General features: G+C 50.8%; 15 protein-coding genes, 1 tRNA gene, 2 pseudogenes and 1 riboswitch. Of the genes and pseudogenes, 2 read left to right on the forward strand and 16 right to left on the reverse strand.

Features of this window, described 5'->3' with window-relative positions; all coding sequences use genetic code 11:
- Nucleotides 1-86: 86 nt before the first annotated feature.
- Both QOX26_RS08665 and gltX read right to left on the reverse strand, forming a co-directional pair.
- The gene (locus QOX26_RS08665) at nucleotides 87-1,745 is read right to left on the reverse strand and encodes a glutamine--tRNA ligase/YqeY domain fusion protein (RefSeq protein ID WP_283674648.1); all 1,659 of its coding nucleotides are present in this window, start codon (nucleotides 1,743-1,745) and stop codon (nucleotides 87-89) included.
- 30 nt (nucleotides 1,746-1,775) lie between these two features.
- On the reverse strand, nucleotides 1,776-3,428 hold the full coding sequence (gltX, locus tag QOX26_RS08670; protein ID WP_283674577.1) for a glutamate--tRNA ligase: 1,653 nt from the start codon (nucleotides 3,426-3,428) through the stop codon (nucleotides 1,776-1,778).
- Between the two features lie 386 nt (nucleotides 3,429-3,814).
- Between gltX and QOX26_RS08675 the strand changes: the two genes are divergently transcribed.
- A tRNA-Ser gene (locus QOX26_RS08675) sits at nucleotides 3,815-3,903 on the forward strand.
- Between the two features lie 161 nt (nucleotides 3,904-4,064).
- Here the strand turns inward: QOX26_RS08675 and QOX26_RS08680 are convergent.
- The 9 genes and pseudogenes from QOX26_RS08680 to QOX26_RS08720 form a co-directional block, all read right to left on the reverse strand.
- Nucleotides 4,065-5,312, reverse strand: coding sequence for a tyrosine-type recombinase/integrase (locus tag QOX26_RS08680; protein WP_283674578.1), 1,248 nt, complete (start codon nucleotides 5,310-5,312; stop codon nucleotides 4,065-4,067).
- A 148-nt stretch (nucleotides 5,313-5,460) separates the two neighbouring features.
- Nucleotides 5,461-5,679: a helix-turn-helix domain-containing protein gene (locus tag QOX26_RS08685; protein ID WP_283674579.1), complete on the reverse strand. Its 219-nt coding sequence runs from the start codon at nucleotides 5,677-5,679 to the stop codon at nucleotides 5,461-5,463.
- A 16-nt stretch (nucleotides 5,680-5,695) separates the two neighbouring features.
- Nucleotides 5,696-6,061 (reverse strand): type II toxin-antitoxin system PemK/MazF family toxin, encoded by a 366-nt coding sequence (locus tag QOX26_RS08690; RefSeq protein WP_283674580.1) that lies wholly within the window; start codon nucleotides 6,059-6,061, stop codon nucleotides 5,696-5,698.
- Nucleotides 6,062-6,709: 648 nt separating this feature from the next.
- Nucleotides 6,710-7,129, reverse strand: a complete 420-nt coding sequence (locus QOX26_RS08695; RefSeq protein WP_283674581.1) for a sigma-70 family RNA polymerase sigma factor — start codon at nucleotides 7,127-7,129, stop codon at nucleotides 6,710-6,712.
- 414 nt (nucleotides 7,130-7,543) lie between these two features.
- Nucleotides 7,544-7,630: riboswitch (cyclic di-GMP riboswitch) on the reverse strand.
- Nucleotides 7,631-7,645: 15 nt separating this feature from the next.
- On the reverse strand, nucleotides 7,646-7,813 hold the full coding sequence (locus QOX26_RS08700; protein ID WP_283674649.1) for a hypothetical protein: 168 nt from the start codon (nucleotides 7,811-7,813) through the stop codon (nucleotides 7,646-7,648).
- A gap of 252 nt (nucleotides 7,814-8,065) precedes the next feature.
- A pseudogene (locus QOX26_RS08705) lies at nucleotides 8,066-8,992 on the reverse strand (DUF3991 and toprim domain-containing protein); the annotation flags it as partial.
- Between the two features lie 147 nt (nucleotides 8,993-9,139).
- Nucleotides 9,140-9,340: a hypothetical protein gene (locus tag QOX26_RS08710; RefSeq protein WP_442870220.1), complete on the reverse strand. Its 201-nt coding sequence runs from the start codon at nucleotides 9,338-9,340 to the stop codon at nucleotides 9,140-9,142.
- Between the two features lie 327 nt (nucleotides 9,341-9,667).
- Nucleotides 9,668-10,147, reverse strand: coding sequence for a flavodoxin (locus QOX26_RS08715; protein ID WP_283674583.1), 480 nt, complete (start codon nucleotides 10,145-10,147; stop codon nucleotides 9,668-9,670).
- A gap of 33 nt (nucleotides 10,148-10,180) precedes the next feature.
- Nucleotides 10,181-11,352 (reverse strand): annotated as a pseudogene (locus QOX26_RS08720) (iron-containing alcohol dehydrogenase).
- A gap of 129 nt (nucleotides 11,353-11,481) precedes the next feature.
- Between QOX26_RS08720 and QOX26_RS08725 the strand changes: the two are divergent.
- Nucleotides 11,482-11,931, forward strand: coding sequence for a MerR family transcriptional regulator (locus QOX26_RS08725; RefSeq protein ID WP_283674584.1), 450 nt, complete (start codon nucleotides 11,482-11,484; stop codon nucleotides 11,929-11,931).
- Between the two features lie 92 nt (nucleotides 11,932-12,023).
- On the opposite strand, the gene QOX26_RS08730 is transcribed toward QOX26_RS08725, so the two are convergent.
- Genes QOX26_RS08730 through cobD form a run of 5 tightly spaced genes read right to left on the reverse strand, consistent with a single transcriptional unit; the run spans nucleotide 12,024 to nucleotide 16,517 of the window.
- Nucleotides 12,024-12,803, reverse strand: coding sequence for a sirohydrochlorin cobaltochelatase (locus tag QOX26_RS08730; RefSeq protein ID WP_283674585.1), 780 nt, complete (start codon nucleotides 12,801-12,803; stop codon nucleotides 12,024-12,026).
- The gene (locus QOX26_RS08735; RefSeq protein WP_283674586.1) at nucleotides 12,804-13,439 is read right to left on the reverse strand and encodes a precorrin-8X methylmutase; all 636 of its coding nucleotides are present in this window, start codon (nucleotides 13,437-13,439) and stop codon (nucleotides 12,804-12,806) included. It lies immediately after the preceding gene.
- Entirely contained in the window at nucleotides 13,436-13,966 is a 531-nt protein-coding gene (locus QOX26_RS08740) for a cob(I)yrinic acid a,c-diamide adenosyltransferase (protein WP_283674587.1), read from the reverse strand. The genes QOX26_RS08735 and QOX26_RS08740 overlap by 4 nt, the downstream gene beginning before the upstream one ends.
- Nucleotides 13,963-15,462 (reverse strand): cobyric acid synthase, encoded by a 1,500-nt coding sequence (locus tag QOX26_RS08745; RefSeq protein ID WP_283674588.1) that lies wholly within the window; start codon nucleotides 15,460-15,462, stop codon nucleotides 13,963-13,965. The genes QOX26_RS08740 and QOX26_RS08745 overlap by 4 nt, the downstream gene beginning before the upstream one ends.
- The gene (gene cobD, locus QOX26_RS08750) at nucleotides 15,462-16,517 is read right to left on the reverse strand and encodes a threonine-phosphate decarboxylase CobD (protein WP_283674589.1); all 1,056 of its coding nucleotides are present in this window, start codon (nucleotides 16,515-16,517) and stop codon (nucleotides 15,462-15,464) included. Before cobD ends, QOX26_RS08745 begins: the two co-directional genes overlap by 1 nt.
- Nucleotides 16,518-16,534 lie beyond the last annotated feature (17 nt).

Raw genomic sequence — 16,534 nt, forward strand, 5'->3', positions numbered from 1 at the left:
CGGGAGGGTTTTTCACGCCGTAGCATACGCAGTGGCTCAAGCACAATTTTAAAAAAACCGTCTGCACTCGGCAGACGGTTTTTTAATTACTTATTCATGGTTTTCGCAAAGCTGTCCTTTAGTGTAACGATACGGTTGTACCGTCCATTCTCTCTGTCCTTTACAAAGTAACCCATACGGACAAACTGCATGCGCGTGCCCGGTTCCACTTCTGCAACTGACGGTTCAAGCTTGCATCCGGTCAGATGCTTCAGCGATTCGGGATTGAGGAAATCCAGATAATTTGTGCCCTCCGGCACATCACCTGTATTCTCAAGGGTAAACAGGTTCTCATACAGATACACCTCAGCATCCAGCGCAGTCGGCGCAGACACCCAGTGAATTGTACCCTTCACCTTGCGGCCGTCAACCGGCATACCGTTACTGGTTTCCAAATCAGCAGTGCAGCGCAGTTCAGCGACCTCGCCCTTTTCATCTGTGATGACCTCATTGCACTTGACAATATATGCACCCATCAGACGCACCTCGCCGTCCGGCTTCAGGCGCTGGAACTTCGGAGGCGGTACCATGGCAAAGTCGCTCTTCTCAATATACAGTTCACGCGTGAACGGCACTTGACGCACGCCTGCATTTTCATCCTGCGGATTGTTCGCCACTTCAAAACACTCGGTTTTGTCCTCCGGATAATTGGTGATGACCATCTTGATCGGCTCGGTCACTGCCATGCGTCGGATCGCGGTCTTGTTCAGTTCCTCTCGAATGCAGTGTTCCAGCAGTTTGATATCTACCAGCGAGTTTGCCTTGGCAATGCCGGCGCGCTGAACAAAATCCAAAATCGCACTCGGCGTGTAACCGCGGCGGCGCAGCGCGCTCAGCGTGGGCATGCGAGGATCGTCCCACCCCTCTACCCTGCCGGTCTCAACCAGTTCGCGCAGATAGCGCTTGGACATAACCGTGTTGGTCACATTCAGCCGAGCGAATTCGCGCTGCTTGGGATGGTGCGGCAGCGGGCAATTATCCACCACCCACTCGTACAGCGGACGATGGTTCTCGAACTCAATCGAGCAAAGCGAATGAGTAATGCCCTCAATCGCATCCTGAATCGGGTGCGCGAAGTCGTAAAGCGGATAAATACACCACTTGTCACCCTGACGATGGTGGTGCGCACGCACGATACGGTAGATTGCAGGGTCGCGCAAATTCATATTCGGACTGGCCATGTCAATCTTGGCGCGCAGCGTTTTGGTACCGTCCGGGAATTTTCCCGCGCGCATATCCTGAAACAGTGCCATATTTTCCTCCGGTGTACGGCTGCGATATGGACTTTCCTTGCCCGCCTCGGTCAGCGTGCCGCGATAGGCGCGCATCTCCTCCTGCGTTAAATCACAGACAAACGCTTTGCCATCCCGAATCAGCTGCACTGCACACTCATAGCAGGTTTCAAAATAATCCGAACCATAGTACACGCCGCCGTTCGGCTCTTCACCGGTCAGCCACTTGATGTCCTCCCAGATTGAATCTACATACTCGGTGTCTTCTTTAACCGGGTTTGTATCGTCGTAACGAAGGTTAAACTTTCCGTTATATTTCTTTGCAATCGACCAATTGATAAAAATCGCCTTGGCTGAACCGATATGCAGATAGCCGTTCGGCTCGGGCGGAAAACGGGTGTGGATGGTCTCACCAAGACCCGCCGCGATATCTTCATCAATAATTTCAGTCAGAAAATTGCTTACTTCTTCCATCATAATGCTATTATTCCCCCAAAAGGTAGATTAGAGCGCTGCTGCGCATTTATTCAGACGGTCGAGCACACGGTCGCGTCCCAAAATGCTCATGACCGTCTGCAGGTCTGGCGCATTTTGGCGGCCGGCAACCGCAATGCGAATGACCATTGAAATATCGCCCACCGCACCCTTGTAGGCTTCCGGATTTGCCTTATAGACCTTAGTGTCGCTGGCAAAGCCAAACTGATCGGCAATTGACTTCATTTTTTCAAAAAAGCCGTCCGGCGTATCGTTTTCGTCGAACTGCGCAGCATATGCTGTCAGTATACCCTTTGCATCCTCTGCTGAGACATGCTCCGGCAGCGTATAGTCCGGCTGAAACAGCTCGTCAAACATAAAGTCCATATAGGGCTTCGCATCCGACCAAAGTGCCAAATCCTTGCGCGGCTTCTTACCACCGCGGCCGATTGCCAGATACGCCTTAGAGAACGAAGGATTCCGCACCAATAGCTGATGAAAATCGGCATCGTTGTCTGCGCTCCACTGTGCAATATAGTCGTATACGGTGTCGGCAGACATGCGGGAAATCACGTTTTTGGATACGTCCTTCAGCTTCTCGATGTCAAACAGCGCACCCGAACCGCTCATTTTCTTCGTCGAGAACGGGAAATCGTTCATCGGAACGTCCGGATTTGCACGACGCCATTCCTCAAAGTTAGAATTGAGCAGTGTCATCAGATATTCCATGACGGCAGGCACTGGATATCCTTCCCGATAATAAAAATCCAGTGCAAGCTCCGGATCTTTGCGCTTAGATAACTTACGTTTGCCGCCGGTTTCGGGATCAATTTTCATCAGCTGCGCGGTGTGTGCATACTTCGGTGCCTTCCACCCCATTGCGCGAAACAGCTGCAAATGCACGGGCAACGTTGCGAGCCATTCCTCGCCGCGCACAACGACGGTCGTGCCCATCAGATGATCATCCACTACATGCGCAAAGTGATAGGTCGGAATGCCATCCGATTTCAGGATAACGATATCTTGATCGTTCTCCGTAACTTCCATCTTACCCTTAACGAGGTCTTCGTGCTTTACCTTATTCTCGATGCTGCCCTCCGAACGGAAGCGGATCACATAGGGTGTTCCCTTTTGCAGCTCATTCTCGATTTCTTCCATCGTACGGTCACGCCAAACTGCATATTTACCGTAATATCCGAAATTCTCCTTGTTGGCTTCCTGTGCGGCATGGGCAGCAGACAGCTCGTCCTCTGTGCAGAAGCACGGATAGGCCAGTCCCCGTTCCACCAGTGATTTTACAAAGCACTGATAAAGCGCGGCACGCTGGGACTGTCGGTAAGGACCATAAACACCGCGTTCGCCATCCAGAGTGGCGCCTTCATCAAACTGCAGTCCAAACGAAGAGAAGGCTTCGATGATTGTTTTCACACCGCCCTCAACCTCGCGCTTTTTATCGGTATCCTCAATACGCAGATAGAACACGCCGCCCGACTGGTGAGCGAGACGCTCGTCTACCAAAGCGCCATACAAGTTACCAAGATGCATAAATCCGGTCGGGCTCGGGCCCATGCGGGTCACTTTAGCCCCTTCCGGCAGGTCACGCTTTGGGTATTGCTGTTCAATCTGCTCTGGCGAATCTGTAATGTGCGGAAAAAGACGTTCCGCCAAACGGTTATAGTCCATTCTTTTCACTCCATCTATTGTTATGGGTATATTTGCCCACGATATTGTTATTTTATCACACCATACAAAGGCTTGCAAGGCAACGCGACAGATTTAGAAAATTCTTCGTTTTTTTCAGAAAAACCGCTTGTACTCTTTGTGCTTTTATGTTATATTATATAGGCACTTGTAAAACAGGCGCAAATATGACCAATGGAGAAGTATCGAAGTGGTCATAACGAGCCGCACTCGAAATCCACTCGGTCAGTTGCCTTGATAATGTCGGAAACCCTTGAGTTTCCGTGGGTTTGCGGGATTTTGAAAAATTAGCTTTTTACCGATTTCTACGGTTTTTCTACACTTTGCCTTGACTTCTACGAAAGGCTTTGTGTGTTAAAATAAAATATGGAGGCGTATCGAAGTGGTCATAACGAGCCTGACTCGAAATCAGGTTGTCCTCACGGGCACGTGAGTTCGAATCTCACCGCCTCCGCCAGGGGCCTGTTTGCGGTCAATGTCCGCAACAGGCCCTCCATTTTTTTGCCTTTTCTACGCTCTCTTTTGAGGGCGTTTTTTTTGTTTGTGTAGAAAACGGATATGCCTGAGCCCTTGCCCTATAAGGCTTTTCCGTATTCCCATAAGGCAGTCCGTAGAAAATTAGTTGATTGCTGCAAGTCCAGTAGGTTCTGCCACTCGGTTTCTTTCAAACATCCCATCCATAACCAATCCAGATTCGATCTGTGCGTGGAAGTCCAGATGAGAATAAATGTCTGCTGTGGTCGAAAAGGTGCTATGCCCCAGCCATATCTGGATTTGTTTCATTGATATCCCATTTGCAAGCAGTAAGCTGGCGCAGGAATGTCTTAAATCGTGGAAACGGATTTTTTTGAGGTCGGTTTTTTCAAGCACCCAGCTAAAGTGATCCGTTACATAATTAGGGCGCATGAGCTTCCCTGTTTGGTCGAGGCAGATGTAGTCGAGATAATCCCGGCAGTAAGAGCGTTTGAATAGCTTTCGGTACATTTCCTGCTTTTCCTTTTCTGCAAGCAGTAGCTTTTCCACCGATGTCAGCAACGGAAGGGTGCGGAAGCTGGATTTGGTTTTCAGTACATCTTCCCCGACCGTTATGGTTTTGCCATCTACCGTGTCCTCAATCACCTTGTGCTTGATGGAGATGGTTTTTTGTTCAAGGTTGATCGCGTCCCACTTTAATCCGAGAACTTCGCTTCGGCGTAAGCCATAGTAAGCTGCCAGCTTCACACAAATCTCCAAGGGATCATCTGATATCGCATCAAACAGTGCCATCATTTCCTCTGCGGAATAAAACTGAGCCTGATATATATTCTTTTTTGGTCTGTCTACCCGGTCAGCAGGGTTACTGTCGATGATCTCCTTTTTCACCGCATTCTGTAGTGCTCTGCGGAGGACTGCGTGATAATGGATAACCGTATTCGGTGTGTGGCCCTCATCAAAAATTGATTGATGGAAGTCCTGAATATGCTGTGGAGTAACCTCCGCTAAGGTGATGTCCAGTTCGGTAAAGTATCGGCTGATGCGCCCATCCAGCATGGTTTGATAGCCTTTAAATGTTGTTTTAGCTATCGTGGGTTTTGCTTGTATCAGCCATTTTTGAAGGTAGTCAGTAAACAGTACCTCTGCTTGGGGATTCCGTTTGCCCTCGATTAGTTCTCTGGCACGTTCCTCGGCTTCCCGACGCCCCTTTTCTTCCTGCTCCTGTTCGTATTCCAACCGGATCTGGTCAAAGGCTTTCTTCGCTTTCCTGTCGCTGGTTCCCGCTACCGGCAATCCGGTCGGAATCCATTTGCTTTTTCTTTTGCCGTCCACCTTAATGTATAAAACGGCGTAATAAGTATTATTTTTTTCTTGTAGGCAGCCTGTTATCATTGTTATCCTCCTTTGAAATAACAGCGTTTTTGCCTACCATTGACAACATCACAATACCATAGAAAGCATAGGATAGCTATTGATTTACGCGGAAACAATCCAACGGATTTTTCTACGGTTTTGGGCCAATAATAAGCAAAAAGCCATATCAACCAATCTTGATATGGCACATTTCTTCACTCAATAAATATTCGATAACGCATGCCTTAGGAATTTTATAGGTTCGTCCAATGCGAACGCTATGTATCTCTTTTTCCGAAAGCAATTTATAAGCCAGTTTTCGACTAATGCCGCCAAGCATTTCCCGCAATTGATTTACCTCGACTACATCGGGGTATTTTTCAAACATGGTTGTTTTGTTACTCATAAAAACTCCCCCTTCGTTAAAAAAACGCCGGATCAAGTCCGACGCTGATTGTTAGGGCCTGATTGATTTCTTCCATCTCCTGTTGCCCCAACCTGCCAACCCTTTCCCGGAGCCGTATCCGGTCGATGGTGCGTATCTGCTCCAGAAGTGCAAATGACTCCCTGGACAACCTTCCCACTCCGGCAATGACCGCATGGGTGGGTAGAGGCTTTTTCGGCTTGCCGGTGATGGCACAGACGATGGTGGTGGGGCTGTGGCGGTTTCCGATGTCGTTTTGCAGGATAAGTACGGGACGGACGCCCCCTTGTTCACAGCCCACAACGGGGCTTAAGTCGGCATAGAAAATATCGCCGCGGCTGATGCCTTGTTTTATCGTGTTCAAATTTTGCACCTCCTTGGTTTTGACTTCCTTTGTTTTTTCTTAATGGCACAAATATAGGGACCGCACTGCTGTGATTGCTTCCACGGGCAGAACGGTCCCCATCGCTTCTGACATTAAGTCTTTTTTCTATAATAACGGTGCTTAATTCGACACTACTCCCCAAGCACTCTGTACAGAGCATATGGTGCTTTGCACAATAAAGGCGACGGCCTGAACTGCGGCTGGCTTCACCGCATCATGGGAATCTCACCCCCGCCAGGATCTCTGCCGGCTGCCCTCATTGCGTGATTCCCCGGTCAGGGGGGCTGTGACTGGACAGAAGTATCAATATAGGCTGACGGAGTCATTGCGAGACAGGCTGCCACAGCCTGTTTTCCGGTCGGATGGGTACCGCTCTGCACCTTATTTGGCCGTCTTTGATAGGAGCAGAAAGAAACGAGCGAATAAAAAAATAAGTGATTTCACTTTTCTTGCTGCCTGCCTACAGGTGGTCTTGGCGCATCCTCCGGGGTCGCTTTTCCCTTTCAGGGTCCATCAGCTAATGTATTCAGGTCATCGGATATGAAATTTTCAAAGTACGATTGGGGGAATGAGAAAAACCCCCTCACTACTAATCCGGTTTCGTGAGGGGGTCTACAAAAAATATTTTTACTTTTCCATCATTTTTTTTAGCTTCAGCCGAATCTGACGGTCCCGATAGCTGATGGTCTGCTGCTTGATTCCGGTTTCTCTCTCCAGCTCCATCTGCGTTTTTCCTTGATAATACAGGGCAAAAATCAGATTCTGTTCATCTTTGGAAAGTTGTGCTATGCATTGACGGAGCCGCTGTGACATGAGTTTGTCCACTACCATATCCTCCACACGGGGCGAAAGCAAATCAGGGATTGCATCCTCACCGTTGGTTTCCTCCGTATCCAAGGCACTATAATAAAACACACCATGTGCTGTGTCTTTTTCCTCCAGATGTAGTTCACGGCGCTTCATGCGGTAATAGGTTAGATAGATTTCCTCGGTGACAGGGACGAGCTGCCCCTGCACCTTGATTCGATATTCCTTCTTTTCTGCCATATGGCTTGTCCTCCATTTTCTGAGATTTTGATGGTGAGTCAAAATGTCAGAAACGGAGGAGAACGGCAGCGTGGGTTCGACACGCTTATATATAAAACAACTCCTAAATTCCCTCCTTTTGGAAAATTCAGTCGTTGTATCAGTTTTCTTGTCGAAAGAAAAAAGTCAGTACGTTGCCCTTGGCAAAATACTGACTTTTTTAGAATAGAATTATGAAATTGTCCGAGTAAAAGGTGATATGTACAGATTGCGCCGTCTTTAGTTCCACCTCCTATAAAAGGGAATGCAGATAATGCCCATACGGATACCCCCCTTCACCACGGCGCATAGCGAAAGCCGGTATCCTGATACCCCAAAAAGCCATAAAAGATGGCAAGGGCCTGCCCTCTTGGGAGAGGGCAGACCCTTTGCGGTTTTGGCAGCCAGACTATCATAGCGCATAAGCGCCTTAGATCCTCAGCTTTGCGTCCCCGGCTTTTGCCGGGTTTGCCCTTGGCCGTATTTATTTTGTAGCCACTATTTTGTTTTTCTGGTGCCTGCGGAGTAGAAGTAATACCACTTGCCAACAATCTGGAGCCACTTGCCTGATACCAGAACACCGTCTGAGGTGAAATAGTATGTGGCATCGTCCTTTGTAAGCCAACCAGTCACTACCTTACCGTTTTCGTTGGCAAAGACAAACATTATCGGTAGATATCCATTCGTCAAAAGCCTTGTCGTTTGGAGCTGTACTTGCAGTAATCGCCACAACAACGGTTCATAATTGTTCGTCTGCTACCCCAATATTTATCTTTGATCACCTAAATACCGTTTTAGGTAGATACCCGTAACGGACTGTTTGCAGTTAAGTAATTCTTGCGGGGTGCCTTCAAAAATAATTTTTCCGCCTTGCTCACCAGCTCCGGGACCTAAATCAATTAACCAATCCCCATGACAAATCATCTCCAAGTTGTGTTCAATCACAATTAAGGTATCCTCGTTCCAGTCCTTGTGTATGGGCAAATCCCTATAACATGAGCCCCCCTTTTCTAAGAGCAGATCGTGATATTTCTCCGAGGCTTCGATCCCCGCCTCGTCATGATCCAGACATAGGACTACATGGTTTAGGTTCGGATGCAGCTCCAGCATCTTCAGCATGGCGTATTCAGAAACACCGCAGAGTGCCACATAGCTGTGGTTCTGCCAGCCCTTGGGATGCAGGGTGATGTAAGATAGCAAGTCGATGGGAGCCTCAAACACGAAGAGGCGGTTGCCTGTGCCGATATGGTGGAAGCTGTATGCCGGATCGCAGCTATCCACATTTCCCTTGAAGCCGGTTCCCTCGGTGTAGAGCCCTCGTTTATGGGCATGGCGGGGAACTCCGTTTTCATCGTATCCCACAAAGACCGCATTATGGTATTCTTTCATGCCATCCTTGGATTTTTCGCAGCTCTCATACAGGAGCTTTGCTCTGGCAAAGTAACTGACCACATCACGGTCGATGAGCCGGGTTTTAGTAAGGTAGGCATAGACACGGCGCATATCACTGTGGGGATTCGGCAGGGCAAAGGGCTGTTTCGGCTCCTGTTTCTTTTGCGAGGCGGGCCTGTAGACTTCGCCCTGCTCACCGCCCAGCAGCATAGTCACCGCTTCAGGGAAAGACAGCCCATAGAACTGCCGCACGAAGTCAATGGCATACCCGCCGCTCTCTGCGGAGTGATCGTACCACTCGTTACCACGGACGGTGATGCTATGGTCGGCCTCCAGCCGCTTATCACGGCCGCTGGAGATCAGCTTCTCACCCCGCCGCTGGAGAAAGTCCACAAGGTCCACATTGTTGGCACGGTATTTCTGGTCATCCGTAAAATGCACATATACACCCATGGGCGCATCTCCTATCTATGGCGAGTGCCGATTCTATGAAAAAAAGCCGCCCTTTTTACAGGACGGCAATGGCCTTGAAGCAATTTTTCCTTGATGGGTGGCTGCTTGATTTTCTTTTTCTGTTTCTTCACGGTTATCCTCCAATCGTTATAATGACATGGTCTGCTCATGGTCATCCCTCGCATGGCCCTGCGCCTGCTTTTTCTCACGAAGCTTGCGGAGGAGCTTGCGGTCGGTTCGCTGACCGGGCGGTTTCAGCGGCAGAGCGTTGTCTGCAAAAACACGGCTCATGTGATGCAGGAGCCGTGTTCCCACCAGCAGGACAGAGGGGTCTTTGAAATCGTCCATACGTCAGCGTACTGTCCTCCCAGCCCAGTCTGCCGGATGGGTCAATGGAAACATAGTACATCGCCGCATTTCGGGCTACAAAATCTCCCTCCGGTACCGGCGCCGCATTTTCTTCAAGCGCAGGCTTGCGGTACAGCGTAAAGTTATCATCTGTTGTCACTCTGCCCGACAGCCATCCCTGATGGTGATACTTGGGTTGTTTTCCGAAAGCAATCTGATAAAAAGCATTGCTCGCCGCGCCGCTCTCCGGCGCATCCATATACTTTCCCATAATCTTTCCATCCAGCGAGGTCATCATGTGACAGAAGATATAAGGTCTTCCAACATTCATCCCTCCTTTATCTGCGCAATCCACCGGTCAATGTGCGCTGTTGACGTCTGCAAGCTATCTTCATCGAAGCGGATGTTCAAACCGTTCTTCACAGCTGCACCAGCGCAGGTTCTTTCAATATCCTTGAAGGTGTGTCCAATCCACCCGCCGTTGGTCGCAAAGGGATATATCGTTTTACCACTCCAATCGCAGGCAGAAAGCACGGTTTTGACAGCCGGCGCAAAGGTGTGCCACCAAACCGGCGTACCCAAAATGACGGTATCGTATTCACCCGGATTTTTATCAAGCGGCCGGACAGGCGGTTCAAAGCCGGAATCAGCCTCCCGCTGTCCCTGATTCACTACATCATCGTAGCTGCCGGTATAGGGCGTCACGGTTGCTATTTCGGCAATATCACAGTTGAGTGCCTGCTGAATCTGTTCTGCAATACGGCGGGTGTTGCCGCCGTAGGAATAATACAGCACCAGTGTTTTCATGTTGCTCTCCTTATTCAGTCCCAATAGAATTGATCAGTGATACGATTTTTCATAGATTGCAGCGCACTCCTCATCGGCCAGCGGCACACGGTCACAGGCAAACAGGCCGCCCATGGTGGCACGAGCATTTTTTGCCAAGGCCATGGCTTCGTTCACTTCGATTCCATAGTCGCTCATTTTCAGGCCGTCCACGCCACAGGCTTTCTGCAAGCAATCCAGCGCCGCGATAAAATCCATCGGTTCTTTCGCTTCAGCCATGCCAAGCATTTTCGCCATCTCCACGAACCGCTCGTCACAGACGTGTTTGCCGATAAAATGGGTAAAGTATGCCTTGGAAATCAAAATCAGCCCGGCGCCATGGGGCAACTCAGGATGATAGGCACTCATGGCGTGTTCCATAGAATGTTCACTGGTGCAGGAGCCTGTCACCATCGACCAGCCAGACAGCGTGTTTGCAAAGGCCATGTTTTCTCTTGCTTCCAAATCACCACCGTTTTGCACAGCGCGGGCCAAATACTTACCAACCCGTGTGATGGACGCCGCTTGCACCATATCACTCATAGGATTCGCAAAAGCGGAAATGTAACCTTCCACCGCGTGGAACAGCGTGTCAAATCCCTGATAGGCAGTGAATTCAGGCGGCACGGTGGTCATCAGCTCGGCATCCACTACGGCCAGCACCGGGAACAGACTGTCCATGCCGCCGCAGCCGATTTTCTCGTTGGTTTCGGGATTTGTGACAACGCCCACTGGTCAACCTCAGAGCCGGTTCCCGCCGTTGTGGTGATTGCAACAACCGGAAGCGGCGCATGGACGAGCGGCAGATTTTTCCCGGTCGCTCCCGCCACGTAGTCCCACAGTTCACCGGGTTGAGGAGCATACATCGCCATGATTTTGGCGGCGTCCATTACGCTGCCGCCGCCCAGTGCAACAACAAAGTCACAGCCATTGGTACGGGCAAATGCCGCGCCTTCCTCGACCACAGACTTGAGGGGGTTGGCACCAACCTTGTCAAACAGCACTGTTTCCACACCCGGCATGCGCAGCTGCTCCTCCGTTCGGGCAAGTGCACCGCTCTTACGGGTAGATTTGCCATTGGAAATCACGATCATTGCCTTTTTCCCCGGCATGGTCTGTGTGTGCAGATCATTCAGCCGTCCGGCACCAAAGAGAACGCGGGTCGGAATATACACGTTAAAATTCATTTTTGTTTCCTCCGTATTGACATTATTGTTTACAGATGTTACGCTTTGCTTGTAAGCTCTATTAGACTATACAACTTGAAGTTAGGTTTAAGTCAATACCAAAACAGAATTTTTTTTACGGAGGAAACCATGTTTTACACGATAGGTGAAATGGCCGAAAAGCTGAAGGTTGCGCCGTCTACCTTGCGCTACTATGATAAAGAAGGGCTGCTGCCCTTTGTGGAACGCTCCAGCGGCGGTATCCGTATGTTCAACGAAAAAGATTTCATGTGGTTAACCACCATTGAATGTTTGAAAAAAACCGGACTGCCCATCAAGGAAATCAAAATCTTCATTGACTGGTGTATGGAAGGTGACAGCACCATTGAGCAGCGGTTGACTTTGATGGAGGAACAGCGTCGAATCGTGCAGGCGCAAATCTCGCAGATGCAGGATACGCTGGCTGTTTTGGACTACAAGTGCTGGTACTATGAAAAAGCAAAAGAGGCAGGCACTTGTGCCATCCACGATACTTTGACGAATGAAAATATCCCGCCGCAATTTAGAGCAGCAAAAGAAAAAACAGTAACCTTGAAATGAGAACAGCTTCTTACACGTGGCTGATTTTACGGCAAGTTTACTTTGCTTAAATGTTTAAAAAAGGAGGATCTTTCGATCCTCCTTTTTTCAGTTTATTCTATTTTCTCCGCTTGGGCACAATGTGCAACAAACAGTTCGCCCACTGCGTCCAACTCTCCTAAACCGCAAAGCTCTGTCTGCACGGCATACCCTGCCGACTTGAGCGCAGTTTTCCAACTATCCTCATCCCCCGCGAGGTCGTTTTGTGCATGATCCCCCGCCACGATCATAAACGGCGCGAGCGTGACTCGTTTGATTCCTCGCTTTAATAGACGGCTTTCCACATAGGCCAAATCCGGAAAGCCTTCGACTGTGCCAACATAGACATGCTCTGCGCCCAGCGACCGGAACATATTTTCAACCTGACTATAGGCTGCATTGGCAAAATGTGTTGTGCCGTGCCCCATGTACACATACGCTGCATCCTCATCAAGTACACCGATTTGGTCAAGTAGACTTTTACAAATCGCCTCATAATCCGAGGCTTCAAACAGCATCGGCCTGCCAATGCGCAAGCATGCAAAGCGATCCCGATACGACGCGAGCTGACCTAGCATTTTCTCATATTCCACGCCCGGAATGACATGCAGACTTTGACAAAGCACTTCCTCATAGCCTTCCGCAGCCAACTGCTCCATCAGCTCCGCAGGATTCGGAATTTTGATGTTTTCTTCTCTTTCAATCTTGCGAATGACCATCCCCGAGGTGAATGCGCGATAGAAATCATACTCCGGGAACGCCTGACGCAAACGGTTTTCAATGCAAACAATCGCTTCGCGCGCCTGCGGATAGGTTGTCCCGAAGCTGATAATTGCCAGTGCTTTTTTGCCCATTTAAAAGCCCTCCCGCTCGATCATTTGGTAGAGCAGTGCATTGACGATAGCCGCTGCCACATTAGATCCGCCCTTGCGTCCGCGTGCGATGATGTAAGGTGTTTTTCCGTGAAGGAACAGTTCCTTGGATTCAACCACATTGACAAAGCCAACCGGCACACCAATGACCAACGCCGGTGCAAGCTCCCCTGCCCCAATCATTTCATGCAGACGAATCAGCGCCGTGGGCGCATTTCCAATCGCAAAAATCAGCGGACCTTCCAGTCTTGCCGCCTGTTCCATCGAAACCACAGCACGCGTTACGCCGCGCGACTTGGACTCCTGTGCAACTGCTTCGTCTGCCATAAAGCATACGGCTCGACCGCCGAATTTTGCAAGTGTCGCTTTACTGATTCCCGCAAGCGCCATGTTGGTATCGGTCACAATCGTTGCGCCCGCCGCAATGGCTGTCTTCGCCTGTTCGATTACCCCATCCGAAAAGCAAAGTGTTTCCGCGTAATCAAAATCCGCACTGGTATGGATGACACGCTTGACTACCTCGGCAATGCCCGGTGCAAACACCCGCTCGCCCAGTTCCTCCGTGATGATGCCAAAACTCCGCTTTTCAATTTCCGCCGGCTTCATAATTTCGCTCATACTTCAATATCCTCCCGCGCCGTGATTCCTTTGTCAAAGGGATGACGGTGCTTTTTCATCTCCGAAATATAGTCTGCTGCGTCTTGCAGGCGTTTCGATGGATCTCGTCCGGTTAAAACCACCTCAAGCTCTGCAGGCTTCTCTGCGAGAAAGCGCAGCACCTCATCCTCGTCCAAAAATCCGCCTGTAATCGCTGCACAGACTTCATCCAGGACCAACATACGCGCCTTTGTGCGCCCAGCAAACTCAGTCGCTGCACGAAAGGTTCGGCTGACGGCTTCGGCCGTATGTGTCCGCTCCTCTTCATTGAGGGCGTGCGAAAACTTGCCGTAGGGATTGGCCGCAAGCATCGTCACCTTGTCCAGTTTGGCAAACGCCCGGCATTCGCCTGACAAGCCGTCTTTTAAAAACTGCGCAATCACAACCGCTTTCCTATGCCCCACACATCGCAGCGCAAGACCCATGGCGGCTGTTGTTTTTCCCTTGCCATCGCCGCAGTATAAATGAACCAGACCAATATCGTTCATGCTCTGCCCTCCAGAATTCGGTACACCAGCTCCATATCGAGTGCCTTGCGCACGATATCGGCCAATTTATCATATTGCTTCTCTTTGTAGCTTGCCGCATCACAGGCTTCCGCATCCAATGTCACGCCCTTGTGTGCGGCCAGTGCCTCAATTAAGTGAGACGCAACCGCAGCATCATCAAACACGCCGTGCAGATAAGTGCCGTATGCGTTTCCCGCCTGACAGCCATCCTCCACCTGTTTGTCACCGCGCCAAAGCAGCTGCAGCGGCTTTGCCCCCGAAAGCAGCTTGGTATCGCCCATATGTATCTCATAACCCGTCGTTTCCGTTCCGCTCAAAGCGGAAAGAACGCCCTCTATTTTGCCGATACACCCGCGGGCCTGCACAGTTGTCTTGTCCGCGCGGAAGACAGTTTCTGTCGGCAGCAGCCCCATGCCGCGCATCTCGCCGCCGCCCTCACTGTTCTCGGGATCGGAAATGCGCTGTCCCATCATCTGATACCCGCCGCAGACGCCAAACACCACCGTACCCGCTGCGTGCAGTTTTAGAATCTGCGCTTCCATACCGCTTTCACGCAGCCATTTCAGGTCGCCCATCGTATTTTTCGTGCCGGGCAGCAAAATGAGGTCTGCCCCCTCCAGCTGTTTGGGGTTTTCAACGTAACGAACGCCAACGCCCGGAATCCGCGACAGCGCCGCAAAATCGGTAAAATTGGACAGCCGCGGCAATCGAACGACTGCAAAATCAAGCAGTGCCGGGCCTCCGGTGTGTTCGAGTCGTTCGGACAGGCTGTCCTCATCATCGATATCCAGCTTTGCGTAGGGCACGACCCCTGCCACCGGCTTTCCGGTCAATTCCTCGAGCATATTCAGGCCGGGTCGGAGGATTTCTGCATCACCACGGAATTTATTGATGACCAGTGCGCGGATTCGTTCCTGCTCATCCGGCTCCATCAGCTTAACTGTACCGTAGAGGCTTGCAAACACGCCGCCGCGATCAATATCGCCCACGAGCAGCACCGGCGCATCGGCCAGCTTCGCCATGCCCATATTGACGATGTCATCTGCTTTCAGGTTGATTTCAGCCGGACTTCCTGCACCCTCAATCACAATAATATCATATTCGGCGGCAAGGCTCTCATAAGCCTGCTGCACGACCGGAATCAGTGCTTTTTTATCGCCCCAGTACTCCCGCGCGGTGCGGTTTCCTGTGGCAATGCCATTTAGTATGACCTGTGAGCCCACATCGCTCGTCGGCTTGAGCAGAATGGGATTCATGCGCACGTCGGGTGGGATGCCTGCCGCCTCGGCCTGCACCACCTGTGCACGCCCCATCTCCAATCCGTCCGCCGTGATAAAGGAATTGAGCGCCATGTTCTGTGATTTAAACGGTGCAACACGGTAGCCATCCTGCTTGAATATTCGGCAAAGCGCGGCCGCAATCAGACTTTTTCCCGCGTTGGACGCCGTTCCCTGCACCATAATTGCCTTTGCCATCAGTTCAATACCTCCCGCATTGCCGCCGTGAGCAGCTTGTTTTCTTGTTCTCCGCGAATCGCTACGCGGAAATACCCTTGTTTTAGACCACGATAATTGGCGCAGTCCCGAATCATAATGCCGCGCGGCAGCAACGCCTTACCGAAATCCACATACTCGGTTTCAAACAGCAGGTAGTTTACCTCGCTCGGAATGACCCGCAGACCCAGTTGAGTCAGTTCTGCAGCCAATTTACTGCGCCGCATGGCTACAAATTGCGCCACCTGCTCCTCAAATCCATGCATACCCAGAGCGGCAACACCCGCTGCCTGCGCGATAGACGAAACATTCCATGGCTGCCCGGCTGCATGCAGCGCATCTGTCAGTTTTGCATCCGCGCACATGCACCATCCGAGCCGCACACCGGGAATGGCGTACATTTTTGTAAATGCGCGCACGATAATCAGCCGATCATTCTCGTGCAGCATAGGGCGCATCGTGTGCAACGGTGCATCGGTTAGGAAATCACCGAAACACTCATCCACAATCAGCCACGCGCCAATCTCCTGACAGCGCTTTAAAATGTCTGAGAGCAGTGTGGGCTCAATGGTCCGCCCCGTCGGGTTGTTTGGACTGCATAGCCAGACGCTTGCAGTGTCGTCGCTTATCTCGTCTAAAATCCGTTCGGTCACGGCAAAGCCTTCGTCTGCACGCAGCGTGTGAAACCGAAGCTGACAACCCGTGCGAGAGAGCGCCGCTTCATACTCGCCAAATGTTGGTGCAAGCAGTAGCGCGTTTTGGGGGTGCAGTACATCGGCCAATCGAAAGAAGACCTCCGCTGCGCCATTGGCACAGAAAAAGTGTTCCGCCGGCAGCTTCCAGTGCGCTGCCAAGGCGTTTCGCAGCGCACGGCAAAACGGATCGGGATAGCGCACACAGGATTCGACCGCATCGTGCATCGCGTCCCTCACCGGGGCGGGAAGTCCCAACGGATTGATGTTTGCCGAAAAATCGAGCGCTTCACGCCCAAATTGTTCGGCATAACTGTATATATCGCCGCCATGGCTGTATTGCATTGCGGTCGTTCCCCTTT

Origin of the sequence: Butyricicoccus sp. Marseille-Q5471, assembly GCF_951230135.1 — a bacterium.
In the GTDB taxonomy this organism is placed as follows: Bacteria; Bacillota; Clostridia; order Oscillospirales; family Butyricicoccaceae; genus Agathobaculum.